Source organism: Bacillus sp. AM 13(2015), assembly GCF_001518755.1.
Lineage (GTDB): Bacteria > Bacillota > Bacilli > Bacillales > Bacillaceae > Bacillus > Bacillus safensis.
In genome coordinates, this window is sequence record NZ_LKCP01000029.1 from 1 (window position 1) to 19,051 (window position 19,051).

20 protein-coding genes and 3 pseudogenes are annotated in these 19,051 nt (G+C 41.7%); 19 read left to right on the plus strand and 4 right to left on the minus strand.

Annotation, left to right across the window (positions count from 1 at the left end):
* The 4 genes and pseudogenes from AOQ70_RS19510 to AOQ70_RS03255 all read left to right on the plus strand — a co-directional run.
* Positions 1 to 101 (plus strand): annotated as a pseudogene (locus AOQ70_RS19510) (thiamine pyrophosphate-dependent dehydrogenase E1 component subunit alpha); the annotation flags it as partial.
* A gap of 12 nt (positions 102 to 113) precedes the next feature.
* A complete protein-coding gene (locus tag AOQ70_RS03245) occupies positions 114 to 1,097 on the plus strand; it encodes an alpha-ketoacid dehydrogenase subunit beta (RefSeq protein WP_024422925.1) in 984 nt (327 codons plus the stop codon).
* 19 nt (positions 1,098 to 1,116) lie between these two features.
* Positions 1,117 to 2,370 (plus strand): dihydrolipoamide acetyltransferase family protein, encoded by a 1,254-nt coding sequence (locus AOQ70_RS03250; protein WP_059374850.1) that lies wholly within the window; start codon positions 1,117 to 1,119, stop codon positions 2,368 to 2,370.
* Positions 2,371 to 2,436: 66 nt separating this feature from the next.
* A complete protein-coding gene (locus tag AOQ70_RS03255) occupies positions 2,437 to 2,730 on the plus strand; it encodes a YesK family protein (RefSeq protein ID WP_039179818.1) in 294 nt (97 codons plus the stop codon).
* Positions 2,731 to 2,744: 14 nt separating this feature from the next.
* Here the strand turns inward: AOQ70_RS03255 and AOQ70_RS03260 are convergent, their stop codons facing one another.
* Positions 2,745 to 3,638 (minus strand): YegS/Rv2252/BmrU family lipid kinase, encoded by an 894-nt coding sequence (locus AOQ70_RS03260; protein WP_059374852.1) that lies wholly within the window; start codon positions 3,636 to 3,638, stop codon positions 2,745 to 2,747.
* Between the two features lie 169 nt (positions 3,639 to 3,807).
* Between AOQ70_RS03260 and AOQ70_RS03265 the strand changes: the two are divergent.
* The 6 genes and pseudogenes from AOQ70_RS03265 (at position 3,808) to AOQ70_RS03290 (ending at position 8,327) form a co-directional block, all read left to right on the plus strand.
* A pseudogene (locus tag AOQ70_RS03265) lies at positions 3,808 to 4,244 on the plus strand (BrxA/BrxB family bacilliredoxin).
* A 195-nt stretch (positions 4,245 to 4,439) separates the two neighbouring features.
* Positions 4,440 to 5,204, plus strand: coding sequence for a transporter substrate-binding domain-containing protein (locus AOQ70_RS03270; RefSeq protein WP_059374854.1), 765 nt, complete (start codon positions 4,440 to 4,442; stop codon positions 5,202 to 5,204).
* 115 nt (positions 5,205 to 5,319) lie between these two features.
* Positions 5,320 to 5,976: an amino acid ABC transporter permease gene (locus AOQ70_RS03275; RefSeq protein WP_039179807.1), complete on the plus strand. Its 657-nt coding sequence runs from the start codon at positions 5,320 to 5,322 to the stop codon at positions 5,974 to 5,976.
* Positions 5,969 to 6,691: an amino acid ABC transporter ATP-binding protein gene (locus tag AOQ70_RS03280; RefSeq protein ID WP_034280282.1), complete on the plus strand. Its 723-nt coding sequence runs from the start codon at positions 5,969 to 5,971 to the stop codon at positions 6,689 to 6,691. Before AOQ70_RS03275 ends, AOQ70_RS03280 begins: the two co-directional genes overlap by 8 nt.
* A gap of 120 nt (positions 6,692 to 6,811) precedes the next feature.
* Positions 6,812 to 7,765 (plus strand): aromatic acid exporter family protein, encoded by a 954-nt coding sequence (locus AOQ70_RS03285; protein WP_024422917.1) that lies wholly within the window; start codon positions 6,812 to 6,814, stop codon positions 7,763 to 7,765.
* A 52-nt stretch (positions 7,766 to 7,817) separates the two neighbouring features.
* Positions 7,818 to 8,327 (plus strand): L,D-transpeptidase, encoded by a 510-nt coding sequence (locus tag AOQ70_RS03290; protein ID WP_041086088.1) that lies wholly within the window; start codon positions 7,818 to 7,820, stop codon positions 8,325 to 8,327.
* A 38-nt stretch (positions 8,328 to 8,365) separates the two neighbouring features.
* Here the strand turns inward: AOQ70_RS03290 and prli42 are convergent, their stop codons facing one another.
* Positions 8,366 to 8,458 (minus strand): stressosome-associated protein Prli42, encoded by a 93-nt coding sequence (gene prli42 / locus AOQ70_RS20050; RefSeq protein ID WP_149126490.1) that lies wholly within the window; start codon positions 8,456 to 8,458, stop codon positions 8,366 to 8,368.
* Between the two features lie 101 nt (positions 8,459 to 8,559).
* On the opposite strand from prli42, the gene mce reads away from it, so the two are divergent.
* From mce to AOQ70_RS03310, 4 genes and pseudogenes are all read left to right on the plus strand, one after another.
* Positions 8,560 to 8,982 (plus strand): methylmalonyl-CoA epimerase, encoded by a 423-nt coding sequence (mce, locus tag AOQ70_RS03295; protein ID WP_039179796.1) that lies wholly within the window; start codon positions 8,560 to 8,562, stop codon positions 8,980 to 8,982.
* Positions 8,975 to 10,437, plus strand: a pseudogene (locus tag AOQ70_RS03300) (acyl-CoA carboxylase subunit beta). Before mce ends, AOQ70_RS03300 begins: the two are co-directional and overlap by 8 nt.
* Positions 10,438 to 10,453: 16 nt before the next feature.
* Positions 10,454 to 11,575, plus strand: a complete 1,122-nt coding sequence (locus tag AOQ70_RS03305) for a M20/M25/M40 family metallo-hydrolase (RefSeq protein ID WP_058838011.1) — start codon at positions 10,454 to 10,456, stop codon at positions 11,573 to 11,575.
* A gap of 14 nt (positions 11,576 to 11,589) precedes the next feature.
* The gene (locus AOQ70_RS03310) at positions 11,590 to 12,054 is read left to right on the plus strand and encodes a chemotaxis protein CheW (RefSeq protein WP_039179788.1); all 465 of its coding nucleotides are present in this window, start codon (positions 11,590 to 11,592) and stop codon (positions 12,052 to 12,054) included.
* Positions 12,055 to 12,090: 36 nt separating this feature from the next.
* Here the strand turns inward: AOQ70_RS03310 and AOQ70_RS03315 are convergent, their stop codons facing one another.
* Positions 12,091 to 12,909 carry a membrane protein insertase YidC gene (locus tag AOQ70_RS03315; protein ID WP_039179784.1) on the minus strand — a complete coding sequence of 273 codons (819 nt, stop codon included), beginning with the start codon at positions 12,907 to 12,909 and terminating at the stop codon, positions 12,091 to 12,093.
* Between the two features lie 28 nt (positions 12,910 to 12,937).
* Entirely contained in the window at positions 12,938 to 13,219 is a 282-nt protein-coding gene (locus AOQ70_RS03320; RefSeq protein WP_039179781.1) for a hypothetical protein, read from the minus strand.
* 180 nt (positions 13,220 to 13,399) lie between these two features.
* Here AOQ70_RS03320 and AOQ70_RS03325 point away from each other — a divergent pair, with 180 nt between their 5' ends.
* The 5 genes from AOQ70_RS03325 (at position 13,400) to AOQ70_RS03345 (ending at position 19,020) form a co-directional block, all read left to right on the plus strand.
* Complete coding sequence (locus AOQ70_RS03325; protein WP_041086846.1) at positions 13,400 to 14,392, plus strand: carbon-nitrogen hydrolase family protein; 993 nt, start codon at positions 13,400 to 13,402, stop codon at positions 14,390 to 14,392.
* A 114-nt stretch (positions 14,393 to 14,506) separates the two neighbouring features.
* Positions 14,507 to 15,751: a DNA polymerase IV gene (locus AOQ70_RS03330; protein ID WP_039179779.1), complete on the plus strand. Its 1,245-nt coding sequence runs from the start codon at positions 14,507 to 14,509 to the stop codon at positions 15,749 to 15,751.
* A 98-nt stretch (positions 15,752 to 15,849) separates the two neighbouring features.
* Positions 15,850 to 17,259 (plus strand): NADP-dependent phosphogluconate dehydrogenase, encoded by a 1,410-nt coding sequence (gene gndA / locus AOQ70_RS03335; protein ID WP_041086071.1) that lies wholly within the window; start codon positions 15,850 to 15,852, stop codon positions 17,257 to 17,259.
* Positions 17,260 to 17,373: 114 nt separating this feature from the next.
* Complete coding sequence (locus tag AOQ70_RS03340; protein ID WP_059374856.1) at positions 17,374 to 18,222, plus strand: GRP family sugar transporter; 849 nt, start codon at positions 17,374 to 17,376, stop codon at positions 18,220 to 18,222.
* Positions 18,223 to 18,234: 12 nt separating this feature from the next.
* Positions 18,235 to 19,020 (plus strand): SDR family oxidoreductase, encoded by a 786-nt coding sequence (locus AOQ70_RS03345; protein ID WP_039179773.1) that lies wholly within the window; start codon positions 18,235 to 18,237, stop codon positions 19,018 to 19,020.
* The last annotated feature ends 31 nt before the right edge of the window (positions 19,021 to 19,051 follow it).

The following is a 19,051-nucleotide window of genomic DNA, read 5'->3' on the forward strand; positions in this document are numbered from 1 at the left end:
AAAAAGAAATCATGCAAATCGTAAACGAAGCCACTGATGAAGCGGAAAACGCAGCTTATGCTGAAGCAGAAAGCGCACTTCGTTACGTGTATGCGGAGTAAGGGGGAAGAAAAATGCCTGTTATGTCATATATAGACGCCATTACACTGGCGATGAAAGAAGAAATGGAACGAGATCCGAAAGTGTTTGTGCTCGGAGAGGATGTCGGGAAAAAAGGCGGCGTATTTAAAGCGACAGCGGGTCTTTACGAGCAATTTGGAGAAGCGCGCGTCATGGATACACCTCTTGCAGAATCAGCCATTGCTGGTGTAGGTATTGGGGCAGCGATGTATGGAATGCGCCCAATTGCAGAAATGCAATTTGCGGATTTCATTATGCCCGCAATCAACCAAATCATTTCAGAGGCTGCAAAAATTAGATACCGATCAAATAATGATTGGAGCTGTCCAATGGTCATCCGTGCACCATACGGAGGCGGAGTACACGGGGCACTTTATCATTCACAATCGGTCGAAGCGATTTTTGCTAACCAGCCTGGTTTGAAGATTGTGATGCCTTCTACACCTTATGATGTCAAAGGTCTTTTAAAGGCTGCAGTGCGTGATCCAGATCCTGTATTGTTCTTTGAACATAAACGTGCATACCGCCTTATTAAGGGAGAAGTGCCTGAAGAGGATTACACTCTTCCGATTGGAAAAGCAGATGTGAAACGTGAAGGCGATGATATTACGGTCATTACATATGGCCTTTGTGTGCATTTTGCGCTGCAAGCAGCAGACCGCCTTGCAAAAGACGGCATTTCTGCTCATATTCTCGATTTGAGAACAGTGTACCCGCTTGATCAGGAAGCGATTATAGAAGCGGCTTCTAAAACAGGGAAAGTGCTTCTGTTAACGGAAGATACAAAAGAAGGCAGCATCATGAGTGAGGTTGCGGCGATCATTTCAGAGCATTGCTTATTTGATTTAGACGCACCAATCAAACGCCTGGCAGGACCAGATATTCCGGCAATGCCTTATGCGCCGACAATGGAGAAATTCTTCATGGTCAACCCGGATAAGGTAGAAGCTGAAATGAGAGAGCTAGCGGCGTTTTAAGAAAGAGGAGGGTTTCAAAGTGGCAATTGAACAAATGAAAATGCCTCAGCTAGGTGAAAGTGTAACAGAAGGAACTATTAGCAAATGGCTCGTTTCACCTGGCGATCATGTGAATAAATACGATCCGATTGCGGAAGTCATGACGGATAAAGTGAACGCAGAAGTCCCGTCTTCTTTTACAGGAACGATTACAAAGCTATCGGCTGAGGAAGGCGAAACGCTGCAAGTAGGAGAAGTGTTCTGTGAAATTGAAGTTGAAGGAAGCGAGCAGCAGAGCGAGAAAGAAGCAGCACCTGAGCAAAGCAAAGCGCCTGAAGCAGATCAAACAAATGAGAATCAAAGTCAAAAGAAACGTTACTCTCCAGCCGTTCTTCGTTTAGCCGATGAGCATGGCATTGATTTAGCAGCTGTTCAAGGTACGGGAGCAGGTGGCCGAATTACTAGAAAGGATTTGCTGCAGCTGATTGAAAACGGCGGCGTTAAAGAGAAGACAGCACCTGTCAATGAACGTGCTGTTCAACCGGAGCCTGCGCAGCCATCTCACGCAAAAGCGGCTCCTGCCATCCCTTCCATGCCTGGTGATGTTGAGCTGCCAGTCACGCCGATCCGGCAGGCAATTGCGGCCAATATGCTGAGAAGCAAACATGAAATTCCGCATGCATGGACGATGATGGAAGTCGATGTGACAAATCTAGTGACAAGAAGAAATCAGCTGAAGGATCAGTTTAAAGCAAAAGAAGGCTTTAACTTGACGTTCTTTGCGTTCTTTGTCAAAGCAGTGGCTCAGGCCTTAAAGGAATTCCCTGAAATGAACAGTATGTGGGCTGGAGATAAAATTGTGCAGAAGAAAGCGATCAATGTTTCGATTGCTGTCGCTACAGATGACGCGCTTTTTGTTCCAGTCATTAAGGATGCGGATGAAAAGACCATTAAGGGCATCGCCAAAGAAATTCATGAGCTGGCGTCTAAGGTGAGACAAGGAACGCTCAAGCAAAGTGATATGGAAGGCGGTACATTCACTGTCAACAACACGGGATCATTTGGTTCAGTACAATCAATGGGAATCATTAATTATCCGCAAGCGGCGATTTTACAGGTAGAATCGATCGTGAAGCGTCCAATGATAGTAAACGGAATGATTGCGGCAAGAGACATGGTCAATCTTTGTCTTTCATTAGATCACAGAGTACTAGATGGTCTTGTATGCGGCAGATTCCTTCAGCGAATTAAACAAATCCTTGAAGACATCGACGAGCAGACATCTGTTTATTAAAACAATCATTTTCCCCCTCCCGGCATGAGAGGGGGATTTCCACATCTAGGAGAAAGGAGCGATGATATGTCTGGACTAGATTTTTTTGCTTTTCTAACGATTGGTCTCATGTTTATCACAGCGATTGCCTTCGCTTTTCTACGGTACATTTCTAAATCACGCAATCATCCTGAACGATTACTGCTTATCATATCGATCGTTTCAATCATTCAAATCGTGTACTGTCTGCTGATTGTCGGTGGGTTTAAAGGAGCAGCCAATAGCTTTTTAGGAATATCACTTCTCGCTGGGACACTTCTCGGATATGCACTTGAATATTTATACAGACGCTATATCAAAAAAAAGCCCGAATCAAAATGATGTCGGGCTTTTTTTTATTCTGCTGGAACAATAAAGGTCAAATGCTGCTTTAACACTTCTAAAGAAGAGGGAGCCTTCATATAAACCTCACCATCCGTATCAGCATCCATTTCCTCTTTTGTGTGGATACGAATACTGGACGCTTGAATGAGAGACAGATCGCCGGTGAAATCCTCCAGCTCTTCCCGGTTCATTGAGAAAATTTCTTTTAAAGCAGAGAAACTCGTATTTCTGCAAATTAAGATTTCAGCTTTTCCATCATCAATGGATGCATTAGGCAAATCAATTTTATTTGTACCGATAAAATGTCCATTCATGACAAGAACGATGACTGCTTCCTCTTCCCAGCTTTCCTCTTCGGTCTCAATCCGTACGTGAAAAGGATCTGTTTGCTGCAGTGTGCGCAGGGCACTTGTGAAGTAGCTGATTTTACCGAGTACGGCTTTTTCCTTGTCGTTAATGTTGTTGGACGTGTCTGCGATCAGCCCAATTCCCCAAAAGTTTAATACGTATCGATTCTCTGCTTTGATTAAGTCGACCTTTGTCTCTTTGCCGTCTACAATCATTTGAGCGGCTTTTTGCATCTGTTGAGGAATACCAAGCGTTCTAGAAAAATCATTGCATGTCCCGCCTGGTAATATCGCTACAGCGGGCCTTTTTTCTAAGCCGCCAATACCGTTCATACATTCATGCACGGTTCCATCTCCGCCTAATATGATGAGCAATTCCACTGTCTCAGCAATATGACGACAGAAATCATAAGCATCATTTGGCTGCTTTGTTGGTTTAAGAATGAGTTCATCAATATGTAGAGAAAGAAGAGGCACTGTTTGACCGAGTGTTTTTTCCATGTTTTTTTGTCCAGCATTTCCATTATAAATGAGCATCGCTTTTTTGAATTGTGCCATCACGCAGTTCTCCCTTTCATCTCTTTATCATCACTTTTCCCCAATTTGACAGCTCATAAACGATGTTCGGAAAAAGAGGCGATGGATAAGACAACACATTTGCCCGCAGGCGTTTTCCTTGTTATGATGGAGTTAAAATGGTTATGGTACGCTAAAGGAGTGGACGGACATGAATATTGATTTTAATTTATTTATGAATGATATTGTAAAACAAGCGAGAGAAGAAATTAAGCAGGCAGGCTACACTGAGCTCACGTCAGCTGAAGAAGTAGACGAAGCACTGACTAAAAAAGGAACGGCACTTGTCATGGTGAATTCAGTATGCGGCTGTGCAGGCGGTATTGCAAGACCAGCTGCCGGCTATTCTGTTCATTACGATAAGCGTCCAGATCAATTGCTGACAGTGTTTGCTGGGCAGGACAAAGAGGCAACAGCAAGAGCTCGTGAATACTTTGAAGCTTCCCGCCATCTTCACCATCCTTTGCCTTATTAAAAGATGGAAAAATCATCAAAATGGTCGAGCGTCATGAAATTGAAGGGCATGAGCCAATGGAAGTCGTGTCAAAACTACAAGCCGCTTTTGATGAGCATTGCGAAGAAATCTAACATATGACTTTTGAATGAATAAATATAAAGCAGTCCGGTCTTTAGATCGGTCTGCTTTTTGTTTTATAAGACAATAGAATCAAAATAATTTTAGCAAAATACTATTGCATCTTAAAAAGAAAGTGTTTAAAATACATTATAGTGAATAAATATTCAAATCAATACATGATTTTAAATACTGGGAGGCATCATCATATGAAAAAGTGGTTATTATTACTTATGACAGCTGGTCTTGCAGCTGCACTCGCAGCATGCGGAACTTCTTCTAATAATTCAAACGCATCAGGAGATGACAAGACACTCGTGATGGCGACATCAGCAGATTATCCGCCATTTGAATCAAAAGACGGAGATAAAATTGTCGGTTTTGATGTAGATCTTGCAACAGCACTAGCGAAAAAGAACGGCTACAAGCTAGAAATTCAAGATATGGACTTTGCTAGCCTTGTATCAGCCCTCAAAACAAACAAAGCTGATATTGTCCTTGCAGGAATGACACCTACAGAAAAACGTAAAAAGCAAGTTGATTTCTCTGATGTTTATTACAATGCTAAAAACTTGGTTGTATCAAAGAAATCTAGCGGTATTAAAGCAGAGAAAGATTTAAAAGATAAAACAGTCGGCGTTCAATTAGGTTCTATTCAACAAGATGAAGCAAATGGATTGCAAAAGAAATATAACCTTACAGTTGAAGACCGTAATAAAATTTCTGATATCGTTCAAGAGATCAAAGCAGGCCGTTTTGATGCAGCAATTATTGAAGATAAAGTAGCTGCTGGTTACTTGAAAAAGGAAAAAGACTTCCAAGCATTTGGATTGAACAGCTCAAACGAAGGTTCAGCCATTGCATTCAAGAAAAATAGCGACTTAACAGCGAAGTTTAATAAATCATTAAATGAAATGAAAGATAATGGTGAACTTGATAAATTAATTAAAAAATGGTTTGCTGATGAAAAGTAAGTCAGGAAAAGAATCAGCGTCATTCAAGAAAATCAAGTAGAAAAGCGCTGAAAAGTTCAACTCGTGTTGAACTTTTTTTCCTGTTTTGTATGAAGGCAAAAAAAAGGAGAATGTCATGTTTGATTTTAAAGATGTAATACCTCAGATGCCCTTTATTTTAGAAGGGCTTAAGGTCACACTTTCTATTGTAGTGGTATCCCTTTTCCTTGGATTTATCTTAGGAATATTATTAACGCTTTGTAAAATTAGTGTGTTTAAACCGCTCATTTGGATTGCAGACTTTTATACGTCAATTTTCCGAGGCACACCGCTTGTGCTTCAATTGCTCATTATTTATTTTGGTCTGCCTCAGCTTCTTGGGTTCCAAATCGATCAATACTGGGCTGCTGTAGCGGCATTTTCACTCAACTCCGCGGCATACGTATCTGAAATTATTCGTGCGGGTATTAATGCCATTGATAAAGGTCAAAAAGAAGCGGCCGTTGCTTTAGGCATCCCTTATGCTAAAATGATGAAGGACTTATTGCTTCCGCAGGCGTTTAAAAATATTTCACCTGCACTTGTGAATGAAACGATTACACTGACAAAAGAATCAGCAATTGTAACAGTCATCGGACTGGGTGATGTCATGAGACGAGCCTATCAAGCTGGGGCCGTCACGTATAATTATCTTGAACCGCTTATTTTTGCGGGTCTTATCTATTATGTCATCGTGCTTGTTCTCACCTTTGTCGGCAAATCGGTGGAAAGGAAGTTAAAATCAAATGATTAAAATAGAGAAACTCACAAAATCTTTTGGTAAAAACGAAGTTTTAAAGGGGATCGACACGACCATTAAAGAAGGGGAAGTTGTTGCGGTTATTGGACCATCTGGTTCAGGAAAATCGACCTTCCTCCGCTGCATCAACTTACTTGAAAAGCCGACTTCCGGTGTAATAACAATTAAGGACACCGAAATCACCAATCCAAAAACGAATGCACTAAAAGTGCGTGAGAACATCGGAATGGTATTTCAGCATTTCCATCTGTTCCCGCATAAAACCGTGCTGGAAAATATTACGTATGCGCCAATGAATGTGAAGAATCAATCGAAGGAAGACAGCATCAAGCAAGCTGAAGACCTGCTCAAAAAGGTAGGGCTTCTAGAGAAAAAAGATGATTTCCCGAACCGTTTGTCCGGCGGTCAAAAGCAGCGTGTGGCGATTGCACGTGCGCTTGCAATGACACCAGACATTATGCTGTTTGACGAACCAACGTCTGCCCTAGATCCAGAAATGGTCAAGGAAGTATTAGAGGTCATGAAAGAGCTGGCTCAATCTGGAATGACACTCGTCATCGTCACACATGAAATGGGCTTTGCAAAAGAAGTGGCTGACCGTGTGATCTTTATGGATGACGGGAAAATTGTAGAGGATGCAAACCCTGTACAATTTTTTGAATCACCGTCTTCACAGCGTGCGCAAGACTTCTTACAAAAAATATTATAAAGAAAAAAGGGAAGGAGACTTAACATCTCCTTCTTTTTTTGATTATAATGGGGAAAGTAAAAAAAGTTCACCATTTCACAAAAGTGAATGGAAACAAGACAGAAAAGAGTGAATCACATCATGTTTAAAATCGGCTACCGAACGCTGAAAACAGCATTAGGAACAGCGATCGCTATTTATATTGCACAATTGCTTGGCTTGCAAAATTATTCAGCTGCCGGGATTATTACGATCCTGTGTATTCAGGTGACAAAGAAAAGATCCCTCTTAGCATCGGGAGCCCGCTTTGCAGCATGCAGTCTCGCTATTTTATTTTCTTATTTATTTTTCGATCTGATCGGGTATCATCCTTTTGTGATCGGTTTGATGCTGCTTGTCTTTATTCCGACAACGGTTCTGCTTCGAATTAAAGAAGGGATTGTCACAAGTTCAGTCATCATCCTCCATTTATACATGTCTGGCGGAATTACCCTGCATCTCATTTGGAATGAACTGCTGCTGATTACTATTGGTGTTGGGGTAGCGCTGATTATGAACCTCTATATGCCTAGTGTTGATAAAAAGCTCAAACGCTACAGCGAACAAATTGAAGCCAACTTTGCTAAAATCTTTGAAGAAATCGAGCAATACTTAATGACAGGGAAACAAGACTGGACAGGAAAAGAAATACCAGAGACACATCAATTGATTAAAGAAGCAAAAGCTCTTGCATATCGTGATGTTGAAAACCATGTATTAAGACATGAAAACCTGTACTATCATTATTTCAACATGAGACAAAAGCAATTTGAAATCATTGAGCGTGTGCTGCCCAAAATTACGTCGATTTCCGTCACAACGGAGCATGGACAAATCATTGCAGAATACATTAGAGACTTACGCGAACATATTCACCCAGGGAACACAGCGCATAAGTTTTTAAGACGTCTCATTGATATGAAAGAAGAATTCGACGCACTTCCGCTCCCGCAAACACGAGAAGAATTTGAGGCAAGAGCGGCACTCTTTCATTTCCTCGGTGAAATGGAACAATATTTAGTACTGAAAAGCTATTTTAAAGGGATGAAAGAATAGAGACGCATGAGTTCCTCCTTCATTGGTCAATCTAATGAAAAAGGAGGAGCCTATGCGTCTTTTATTTTATACCGTACTGACCATGTCCCTTTCACCTATCTGGCCGCTTGGACAAAACCCGCTGCCAGGTGACCCATTTGTCATTATTAATAAACAAACGAATGAACTTGCCTTTATTGATCATGGGAAAATTCAAAAAGTATATCCTGCCTCTACAGGAAAAACAGCAGATTTAACGCCAGAAGGTGAATTTACCATTATGATCAAAGCGAAAGATCCCTATTACAGAAGAAAAAATATTGAAGGCGGTGCGAAGAATAATCCTCTTGGACGAAGATGGATTGGATTTGATGCACGAGGAACAGATGGCAGAACCTATGGAATTCATGGAACAAGTGATGAAACTTCGATTGGGAAATTTATCACGGCAGGCTGTGTGAGACTTCATAATCAAGATGTAGAGCTGCTGTTTGATCAGCTTCCAATTGGAACAAAGGTATGGATTACAAAATCAAGTGCTTCCTTTGAAACGCTTGCCAAAGACAAACAGGCCATTCGTTGATATCCCGAATCACCTGCTTGTCTGCTTTTATTCAATCCTTATAAAAAGGCTGCTGCTCCTGCTAAAAGTGAAGAAACTAACAGCAGGCTAATCATAAGCAATACCATAAATTTCATGAATTTTTGAGACATATCGCACCCCTATAACCGAAGATTTTTGCGACAAGCGCAGTTGTCTTTATTTTATCTGGTTTTTTCATATGCGACAAGTGATCAGCAAAGGAAGTGAACGGATGACACAAATCGATCATATTGCCATTGCCGTCTTTTCTATTAAAGAAACATCTCAAACGCTTCATCAGCTATTTAATTGGCATTTTTCAGACATACAGGAGATTCCTGAGCAGGAGATTAAAGCGTCCTTCGCTTCACTTGATGATCTGCACATTGAATTAATTGAGCCGATCTCAGCCCGCAGTAAACTACATAATTTCTTAAAAAAAAGAGGAGAGGGGCTTCATCATATTGCGCTAAAGTCGGGTGACATTCAGGCTGATCTTAGCCGTCTCGATCACCTTGGCGTGCAGCTTCTCCAAAAAACAGCACAGATGGGCGCCAGCGGAAAGCAAATTGCATTTATTTCACCTAAAGAAACGTCAGGTGTGTTATTTGAATTGTGCGAGTCCTTGAAAGGAGAGAAACATAGTGATGAATGAATCGTTCAATGACTTGTCTGAATGGCGGAAGAAAGCGTTAATGGGTGGCGGCGAAAAACGAGCAGCGGTTCACAAGAACAAAGGAAAGCTGACGGCTCGAGAGCGGCTTCATGAACTTCTTGACGAGGGCAGCTTGATGGAAATTCAGTCATTTGCAACAGGCGATCTGTCAGAGCATGTTGGAGACGGTGTCGTCATTGGAACGGGACTCATTCATGGAAAACCAGTATGTGTTTATGCACAAGATGCAACAGTATATGGGGGCTCATTAGGCGAAATGCATGCGAAGAAAATTGCCGCTTTAATGGATCTGGCCGCTAAAAATCAGATGCCGGTCATCGGTCTAAAAGACTCAGGTGGTGCGAGAATTCAAGAGGGTGTGGTATCATTAGAAGGATACGGACAGATTTTTAAACGGAATGTGCTGTACTCTGGTCGAATCCCGCAAATATCTGTTATTTTAGGTTCATGTGCTGGAGGTGCAGTCTATTCTCCTGCATTGACTGATTTTGTCTTCATGACAGAGCAAACAGCTCATATGTTTTTAACTGGTCCGAAAGTAATAGAAAAAGCAACAGGAGAAACGGTCTGTCCTGACCGTCTTGGCGGTGCAAGTGTTCAGCATCAGACAAGCGGGAATGTGCACTATACTGGGAAAGATGAGAAGGACGTGTTAAAAGCGGTTCGAACTCTTTTAACGTACATACAAACGAAACAACAGGCTGTCACACGCGCTGGGGTACGAAAGCACGATACCGCCGATCCAGCAGAATTCTGCCAAAGAATCCATCACGCACCTATGATGTCAAACAAGTGGTGACAGCGATAACCGATCCAGACTCATTCTTTGAAACGCAGCCTTGTTTCTCAAAAAATATTGTCACAGGTTTTGCCAGATTACAAGGAGCCTCCATTGGTGTTGTTGCCAATCAGCCAAAGGTGCTGGCAGGCAGCCTTGATCTTGACGCTTCCGATAAAGCGGCCAGGTTTATTCGATTTTGTGATGCGTTTCATATTCCGATCTTAACCCTTGTGGACGTTCCTGGTTTTTTACCAGGGGAGAAAGCTGAGCATGCAGGAATTATCCGCCACGGTGCAAAGCTTTTATATGCGTATGCTGAAGCAACCGTTCCCAAAATTACTGTGATTTTAAGAAAGGCGTTTGGCGGTGCTTATGTCGCGATGAATAGCAAGGGCTTAGGCGCTGACTTTGTTTATGCATGGCCAGAGGCCGAAATTGATGTCATGGGGAAAACGTTCGCAGACGAAATTGTTCATCCTGCTTCGCGCGAGTCTGAAAACAAACCAAGTGTATGGAAAGCGGCCCAGGCAGGTCTGATAGACGATATTTTTATGCCAGCTGAAACGAGAGAGCGATTGATCCGCTCATTTGATTTGCTTCGCAGTAAGGAAGAAGATAGACCGTTAAAAAAGCATGGCAACATGCCGCTATAAGAGGAGGAGCATCATCATGATCAATGAAAAACGCTTACTAGACGAATTTTTAGAATTAGTTCAGGTTGATTCAGAAACAAAACACGAAGAGAAAATTGTTGAAGTATTAAAAGAAAAATTCTCGCAGCTTGGTCTTAAAGTGGTTGAAGACGATTCAAAAGCAGCAACAGGCCACGGTGCAGGCAACCTTGTCTGCACATTAGAAGGGAATCAAGAGGCAGATACGATTTATTTCACTTCTCATATGGATACAGTTGTGCCGGGAAATGGCGTAAAACCAGTCATTGAGGACGGCTATGTGAAAACAGATGGAACAACTATTCTTGGTGCTGACGATAAAACAGGACTTGCTGCTATGTTTGAAGCGATCCGTGTGCTGAAAGAGAAAAATTTAAAGCACGGGAAGATTGAATTTGTGATCACAGCAGGCGAGGAATCAGGACTTGTTGGAGCAAAAGCGTTAGACCCAAATTTGATGACAGCGAAATACGGCTATGCCCTTGATTCAGATGGCAAGGTTGGTACGATTATCGTAGCTGCACCAACACAGGCAAAAGTACGCGCAACGATTTACGGAAAAACCGCTCACGCAGGTGTCGCGCCTGAAAAAGGTGTGTCTGCGATTACCATTGCATCAAAAGCAATTGCCAGCATGCCACTTGGCCGCATCGATGAAGAAACAACAGCGAATATCGGCCGTTTTGAAGGCGGAACACAAACGAATATTGTGTGCGATCAAGTCGATATTTTGGCGGAAGCACGCTCTTTAGAACCAGCAAAAATGGAAGCTCAAGTAGCGAAGATGAAAGAAGCCTTTGAAAAAACCGCTAAAGAAATGGGCGGAAGTGCCGATGTACAAATTGACATCATGTATCCAGGCTTCAAATTCTCACACGGCGATCAAGTCGTAGAAGTGGCGAAAAAAGCGGCAGCAAAAATTGGCCGTCCTTCAGAACTGCAGACGAGCGGCGGAGGCAGTGATGCAAACGTCATTGCAGGCAACGGCGTCCCAACTGTCAACCTAGCTGTTGGATATGAAGATATTCATACGAAAAATGAGAAAATGCCGATTGAAGAATTAGTCAAAACAGCTGAAATGGTTCTCGCCATTATCGAAGAAACGACAAATCCATCGTAAAGGCAGGAGACTCTGTGAGCGCGCAAAAGATTATTATTTTTCAGGTGGGGCAAGAGGAGTTTGGCATCAGTGTAGAGCATATTCGTTCGATTGAAAAGGTCCCTTACTTACAAGAAGTATCGAACCTTCCAAAAGAAATTAAAGGGCTGATGTCATTAAGAGGAGAGGTCATTCCTGTCAGTGACACAGGTGTGATGCTTCACGGAAAGCCTCTTGATGTAAACGAGCAGTCAAAGGTACTGCTATTTGAAGTAAACGATCAAATGATTGGCTGTCTTGTCTCAGATGCAAAAGATATTATCGATATCGAGCAAAGCGAGATCAAGCCATTTCATATGAACACGAAGGCCTCTGAATATTTCTTCGGCGTTGTTGAGAGAGAAAACAAAATGATTTTACAAGTGGACCCAAATAAGTTCCTTGGGAAAATTGAGGACCTCGATCAATTGCCAGACCGGTTGAAAGAAGAATTGGCATAATGAAAAGCCCCTTATCTTTAGATAAGGGGTTTATTTTTATTCAGCAGCTGGTTTGGCTTGTTCGTTAGCCGCAGCTTTCGTTTTTGATTTTTGGTACATGACATTTAAAATAATCGTTTGAATCGTGAGTAGTAGTCCGCTTGTCATCCAGTATAAAGGAAGAGCAGCGGGTGCATTAATTGAAAGAAACAGCATCATGATTGGGAAAATCATGCCCATTACTTTCGCCTGCTTCAGCGCAGCCTCTGTCTGGGTGCCTGATTGCTTCGCATATTTTTGCGTGACATAAAATTGTAAGAAATACATAGCCCCTGCAAAAATCGCCACCAATAAATCGGTTTGTCCTAAGTTAAACCATAAGAACGTATGAGTTGCGATCTCAGGTGTTGAGCGGATTGCTGAGTAAAAGCCAAGAACAATTGGAATTTGAATCAGCATCGGCAGACAGCCCATGGCAAGCGGATTCACATTGTTCTCTTTATATACTTTCATCATTTCCATTTGCAGTTCTTTTTGTTTTTCAGGTTCTTTCGTTTTCTTCAATTTGTTTTGTATTTGGTCAATCTGAGGCTTCACCAATGCCATTTTTTCCTGCATGACTCTTTGCTTCTTAAATTGATTCGCAAAAAGTGGGAAAATCAGCAGGCGGACAATCAAGGTGACGAACATAATCGATAAACCATAATCATCATGGAAAAAGTTCGCAAGCCAAATGATCAGCTCAGAAAAAGGCTGAACAAAATAATGATGGAAAAACCCATCAGAGCTCGTATTCGTTTGCGCACTCGCTGCAAATGCAGGTGACGCAATCATCATCAAACATAAAGTCGTAAACACAGTCAATAAACGTTTCAATTCGTTTCCTCCTCATGATTAAAAAAATTTAATTAGCGAGAGGAAGCGAATGGTCTTCATCATCATTAGATGATCTTTTCATTCGAATGACTTTACTAATCCAAGTTGTAATGCGATCATATATGATAAACAGAAAGTCTGTTCGATTCAAGCAAGATGCGTCCAACTCTTCCAAACGATGCCCACCAAGGTGTTCGTTCATACGGCAGTCTTTTAATAAAAACGCAATGCCGATGGCCGTCAGCGCTGGAAGAATAATCGTAAAGAATTCAACAAGGAAAAAGACTTCATTGAATGTATCAATTATCATGATTATCACATCCATTTCATTACTCACAGTGTACTATACACATGGTTAAATGTCTAACAGAACCGTGTGTTTTCTCCATTAAATAAAATCCCTTATTCTGTATAAAATAGTAAATGTCATCCAAACTTCATATTTCCTATCCTATAATGAGGGGGATGAAAAGAAATGGAGGTTTTGAATATGACAAGTATTTACCCAAAGTTTCGAGCAGCTGCGGTACAAGCAGCACCAGTCTATTTAAATTTGGAAGCAACCGTTGAGAAATCATGTGACCTGATTGACGAGGCAGCTTCAAATGGTGCAAAGCTTGTGGCATTCCCAGAAGCATTTTTACCAGGTTATCCTTGGTTTGCTTTTATTGGTCATCCAGAATATACAAGAAAGTTCTATCATGAATTATATAAAAATGCAGTTGAAATCCCTAGCTTAGCCATTCAAAAAATCAGTGAAGCAGCAAAAAGAAATGAAACGTACGTTTGTATATCATGCAGTGAAAAAGATGGCGGCTCTCTCTATTTAGCTCAGCTTTGGTTTAATCCAAATGGGGATTTAATAGGAAAACATCGGAAAATGAGAGCTTCTGTAGCAGAAAGACTCATTTGGGGGGATGGAAGTGGCAGTATGATGCCAGTGTTTCAAACTGAAATTGGAAACCTGGGCGGATTGATGTGCTGGGAGCATCAAGTCCCGCTAGATCTTATGGCGATGAATGCCCAAAATGAGCAGGTACATGTAGCCTCTTGGCCAGGTTATTTTGATGATGAAATATCAAGCAGATATTATGCCATCGCGACACAGACATTTGTGCTGATGACATCATCTATATATACGGAAGAAATGAAAGAGATGATTTGTTTAACGCAGGAGCAAAGAGATTACTTTGAAACATTTAAGAGCGGGCATACGTGCATTTACGGGCCAGATGGGGAGCCGATCAGTGATATGGTTCCAGCTGAAACAGAGGGAATTGCTTACGCTGACATTGATGTAGAAAGAGTCATTGATTACAAGTATTATATTGATCCGGCTGGACACTACTCCAATCAAAGTTTGAGTATGAATTTTAATCAACAGCCTACTCCGGTTGTGAAACAATTATATCCTCAAAAAAATGAAGTATTCACATATGAGGACATTCAATATCAACATGGTATACTTGAAGAAAAAGTGTAAATGAACGTGAAACCTTCTCTTTTTTAGAGAAGGTTTTTTTGAGGAAAGATGAAATAAATCAATGTATAATCAAAAATAGCTGATCAAAATTCAAGTAGACAAGAAAATGGGGTTATGCCAATGTCAAATATTATTTTTCATATAGACATGAATGCTTTTTATGCCAATGTAGAAATGGCGTATGATCCTTCTTTGCGAGGGAAACCTTTAGCCATCAGCGGAAATGCAAAAGAGCGTAAAGGGATTGTTGTGACGTGCAGCTACGAGGCGAGAGCATTAGGTGTGAAGCCCCCGATGCCCTTGTGGGAGGCGAAGCGGCTATGTCCGGGACTCATTGTCCGCACACCGAACTTTGACCGGTACCGCAGCTCCTCACAAGAGATGTTTACAATACTAAGAGAATACAGCGATTTAGTCGAACCTGTATCGATTGATGAGGGCTACATTGATTTAACGCATACGCCATATGCCGAGCATGCGGTAAAAACGGCTCATGACATTCAAACAAGGCTAGTAGAGGAGCTGATGCTTCCTTCAAGTATCGGCATTGCACCGAATAAATTTTTAGCGAAAATGGCGTCTAATTGGAAAAAGCCAATGGGAATCACCATATTGCGTAAACGAGATGTTCCGAACATGCTTTGGCCGCTACCTGCTGGTGACATGCACGGGGTTGGACAAAAAACGGCAGATAAATTGAAAACCATCGGAATTCATACTATAGAAGACTTAGCGAAAGCGAATGAGTATACGCTAAAAGAATTGCTTGGCATTAATGGACCGAGATTAAAGCAAAAGGCGAATGGTGAACATGACGGCATCGTGGACCCAGAAAGAATATACGAATTTAAATCCGTCGGCAATTCATCCACTCTGCCTCATGATTCGGATGATTCAGATGAACTTGTCACGTTAATTGATAAGCTGTCACAATCTGTGAGTGCAAGGTTAAAGAGAAAAGAAGTGATGGCGAATCGGCTGCTCATCATGATTCGATATGCAAGCTGGAAAAATATCACGCGAAGTATCATGCTCACAAATCCAACGGATCGAAAGGAAGACATATTTGAAGCGGCAAAACAGTTATTCCTGAAACATTGGAATGATCAGCCAGTGAGGCTCTTAGGTGTAACGGGGACAGACCTAGTCGAACGAAAAGCAGCCGTTAAACAGCTTGATTTATTTTCATATACAGAAGATGCAAAAGAAGAGCCCCTCCAAACCATTTTAGATGGACTGAAAGAAAAATATGGAAAACCATTGGTGCAAAGAGGGATCACCATTAAGGAAAAAGAGAGTAAAACAAGCGGGACAAGTTTTAATAAAGATTTTTTTCAGGACGAAAGAGGAAATGACTAGCCTGAAAACTTGATAAAAGAGGTGATGTTGTGGTAATTTCAAAGGGTACATCATTTCAGCAGTAATCAATATAGTGTGTTAGAAGGGACGTCAGAATAATGTCAAAACAACAAATCGGTGTGGTTGGACTAGCCGTTATGGGGAAAAACCTTGCCCTCAATATTGAAAGCCGCGGTTTCTCCGTATCCGTTTATAACAGATCTAGCAGCAAAACAGAAGAGTTTCTTCAAGAAGCAGAAGGAAAAAACGTTGTTGGCACATACAGCATCGAAGAATTTGTTCAGTCGCTTGAAACACCGCGTAAAATTCTTTTAATGGTAAAAGCTGGTGCAGCAACAGATGCAACCATTCAATCATTACTTCCTCACCTAGAGAAAGGTGACATTTTAATTGATGGTGGAAATACATATTACAAGGATACACAAAGACGTAATCAAGAGCTTGCAGAAAGTGGCATTCACTTTATTGGTACAGGTGTTTCCGGCGGTGAAGAAGGCGCGCTAAAAGGTCCTTCCATCATGCCAGGCGGTCAAAAAGAAGCGCATGAGCTAGTGAAACCAATTTTAGAAGCGATCTCTGCGAAAGTAGATGGCGAGCCTTGTACAACGTATATCGGCCCAGATGGAGCAGGACATTATGTCAAAATGGTTCATAACGGTATCGAGTACGGAGATATGCAATTGATCTCTGAATCATACTTTATCTTGAAGCATGTTGCTGGATTGTCAGCAGGGGAGCTTCATGAAGTATTCTCAGAGTGGAATAAAGGCGAGCTTGACAGCTATTTAATCGAAATTACAGCTGACATTTTCACAAAAGTGGATGAAGAGACAAACCAGCCGCTTGTGGATGTGATCTTAGATAAAGCTGGTCAAAAAGGAACTGGAAAATGGACAAGCAAAAGCTCACTTGATCTAGGTGTCCCGCTTCCAATCATTACTGAGTCTGTTTTTGCGCGCTACATTTCAGCAATGAAAGATGAGCGTGTGGAAGCAAGTCAATTGATCCAAGGTCCTGAGCCTGCGCAATCAGCTGAGAATAAACAAGAGCTGATTGAAGCGGTTAGAAAAGCCCTATTCATGAGTAAAATCTGTTCTTACGCACAAGGCTTTGCGCAAATGAAAGCAGCGTCTGATGAATATAACTGGGATTTAAAATACGGTGAAATTGCGATGATCTTCCGCGGCGGATGTATCATTCGTGCAGCCTTCTTACAACAAATTAAAGAAGCATATGACCGTAATCCTGAACTGAAAAACCTATTGCTTGATCCATACTTTAAGGATATTGCTCAAAACTATCAATCATCACTTCGTAAAGTCATTTCACTTGCAGTTGAACAAGGAGTTCCTGTTCCTTCATTCTCAAGTGCACTTGCTTACTTTGATAGCTATCGCACAGCTGTCCTTCCAGCGAATTTAATTCAAGCACAGCGTGACTATTTCGGTGCACATACGTATGAGCGCACAGATAAAGAAGGCGTATTCCATACTGAATGGATGAAATAAACAGAACGACTGAAAAACCTTACCTTTGGTAAGGTTTTTTTGTTTGCATATTTTCGGCTAAAAATGAGAAAAAGAGGGATGCTATGTAAAAAAGACAAGAAAGTAGGGATAGAAGTGGGCATCTTATATGCACTTCTCCCAGCGATATTTTGGGGAAGTATTGTTCTCATCAGTGTCAAACTAGGCGGGAATGCGTATCAGCAAACCCTCGGCATTACGCTCGGCGCGTTTTTATTTTCGATTGTAGCTTTTTTCATCAAAATGCCAGAGCTGACACCGCTTATATTTGCGGTTTCCGTCATTTCAGGCATCTTTTGGAGTATTGGACAAATGAATCAGCTTTCAAGTGTCGCTTTTCTTGGCGTGTCTAAAGCGGTTCCTTTATCAACGGGCATGCAGCTTGTGAGCACGACCCTATTTGGCGTCATGGTCTTCAAAGAATGGCAGACAATGACTGTCATACTCATTGGTTCCTGCGCCATTTTACTGATCATTGCAGGTGTTGTCATGACATCGCTCGGTCAAAAAAAGAATGGCGGCGAGAATGGCAGAGGCAATTTTAAAAAAGGGATCATTATTCTACTCATATCCACCGTCGGCTACGTCGGATATGTTGTCATTTTAAGATGGTTTGATATTGATGGCTGGTCTGCACTCGTCCCGCAATCTGTCGGCATGCTTCTTTCATCCTTAGCGATTAGTTTAAAGCAGGATCCATTTAGTAAATATACGTTTAGAAATATCATTGCCGGTCTTATTTGGTCAACAGGAAATCTTGGGCTGCTTTTGGCCATTCCATTAATTGGCGTAGCCGTAAGCTTTTCAATGTCACAAACAGGGATTGTCATCTCAACACTAGGCGGCATTTACTTATTAAAAGAGAAAGCATCTAGAACAAGCTTTGTCATTGCAGGCTGCTTGATGATTATTGCAGGCGGTGTGCTGCTAGGCTTTACAAAATAGGAGGTAACACGAATGTATCCAGATTTAGAAGGAAAAACAGTTCTGATTACAGGCGCAGGTACAGGAATTGGTCAAGCGATGGCACGCCGATTTGGACAAGAAAAAGCCAATGTGGTGATCAATTACTTTTCTGATAAAGAAAATCCGGATGACACCATTGCAGAAATTCAAAAACATGGCGGACAGGCTGTGAAAATCAAAGGAGATGTATCAAAGGAAGAGGATATGCAAGCAATGATTAATAAAGCTGTTGATACATTCGGCAGCCTTGATGTGATGATCAATAACGCAGGCATTGAAAATGAAGTGCCTTCCACCGAAATGACGCTGGATAATTGGAACAAAGTGATGTCTACCAATTTAACAGGTATGTTTCTAGGATGCCGTGATGCACTAAAGTATATGACGGATCATGGGATAGAAGGCTCGATCATTAATATGTCGTCTGTTCATCAGCAAATTCCTTGGCCTCATTTTGTCCATTATGCAGCTAGTAAAGGAGGCGCCAAGCTTTTGACAGAAACATTGGCGCTTGAATATGCCCCTAAAAAAATCCGTGTAAACAGTATTGCACCAGGCGCCATTGATACCCCGATTAATGCGGAGAAATTCGATGATCCGGCCTTGAAAAAAGGCGTAATTGAGCTGATTCCAATCGGCTATATTGGAAAGCCGGAAGAAGTGGCAGCATGCGCTGTCTGGCTGGCATCAAAAGAAGCAAGCTATGTTACGGGCCTAACGTTATATGTAGACGGCGGCATGACAAAGTATCCAGGTTTTCAGGCAGGAAAAGGATAATATAAAAAAAGAGCGTACAATACGCTCTTTT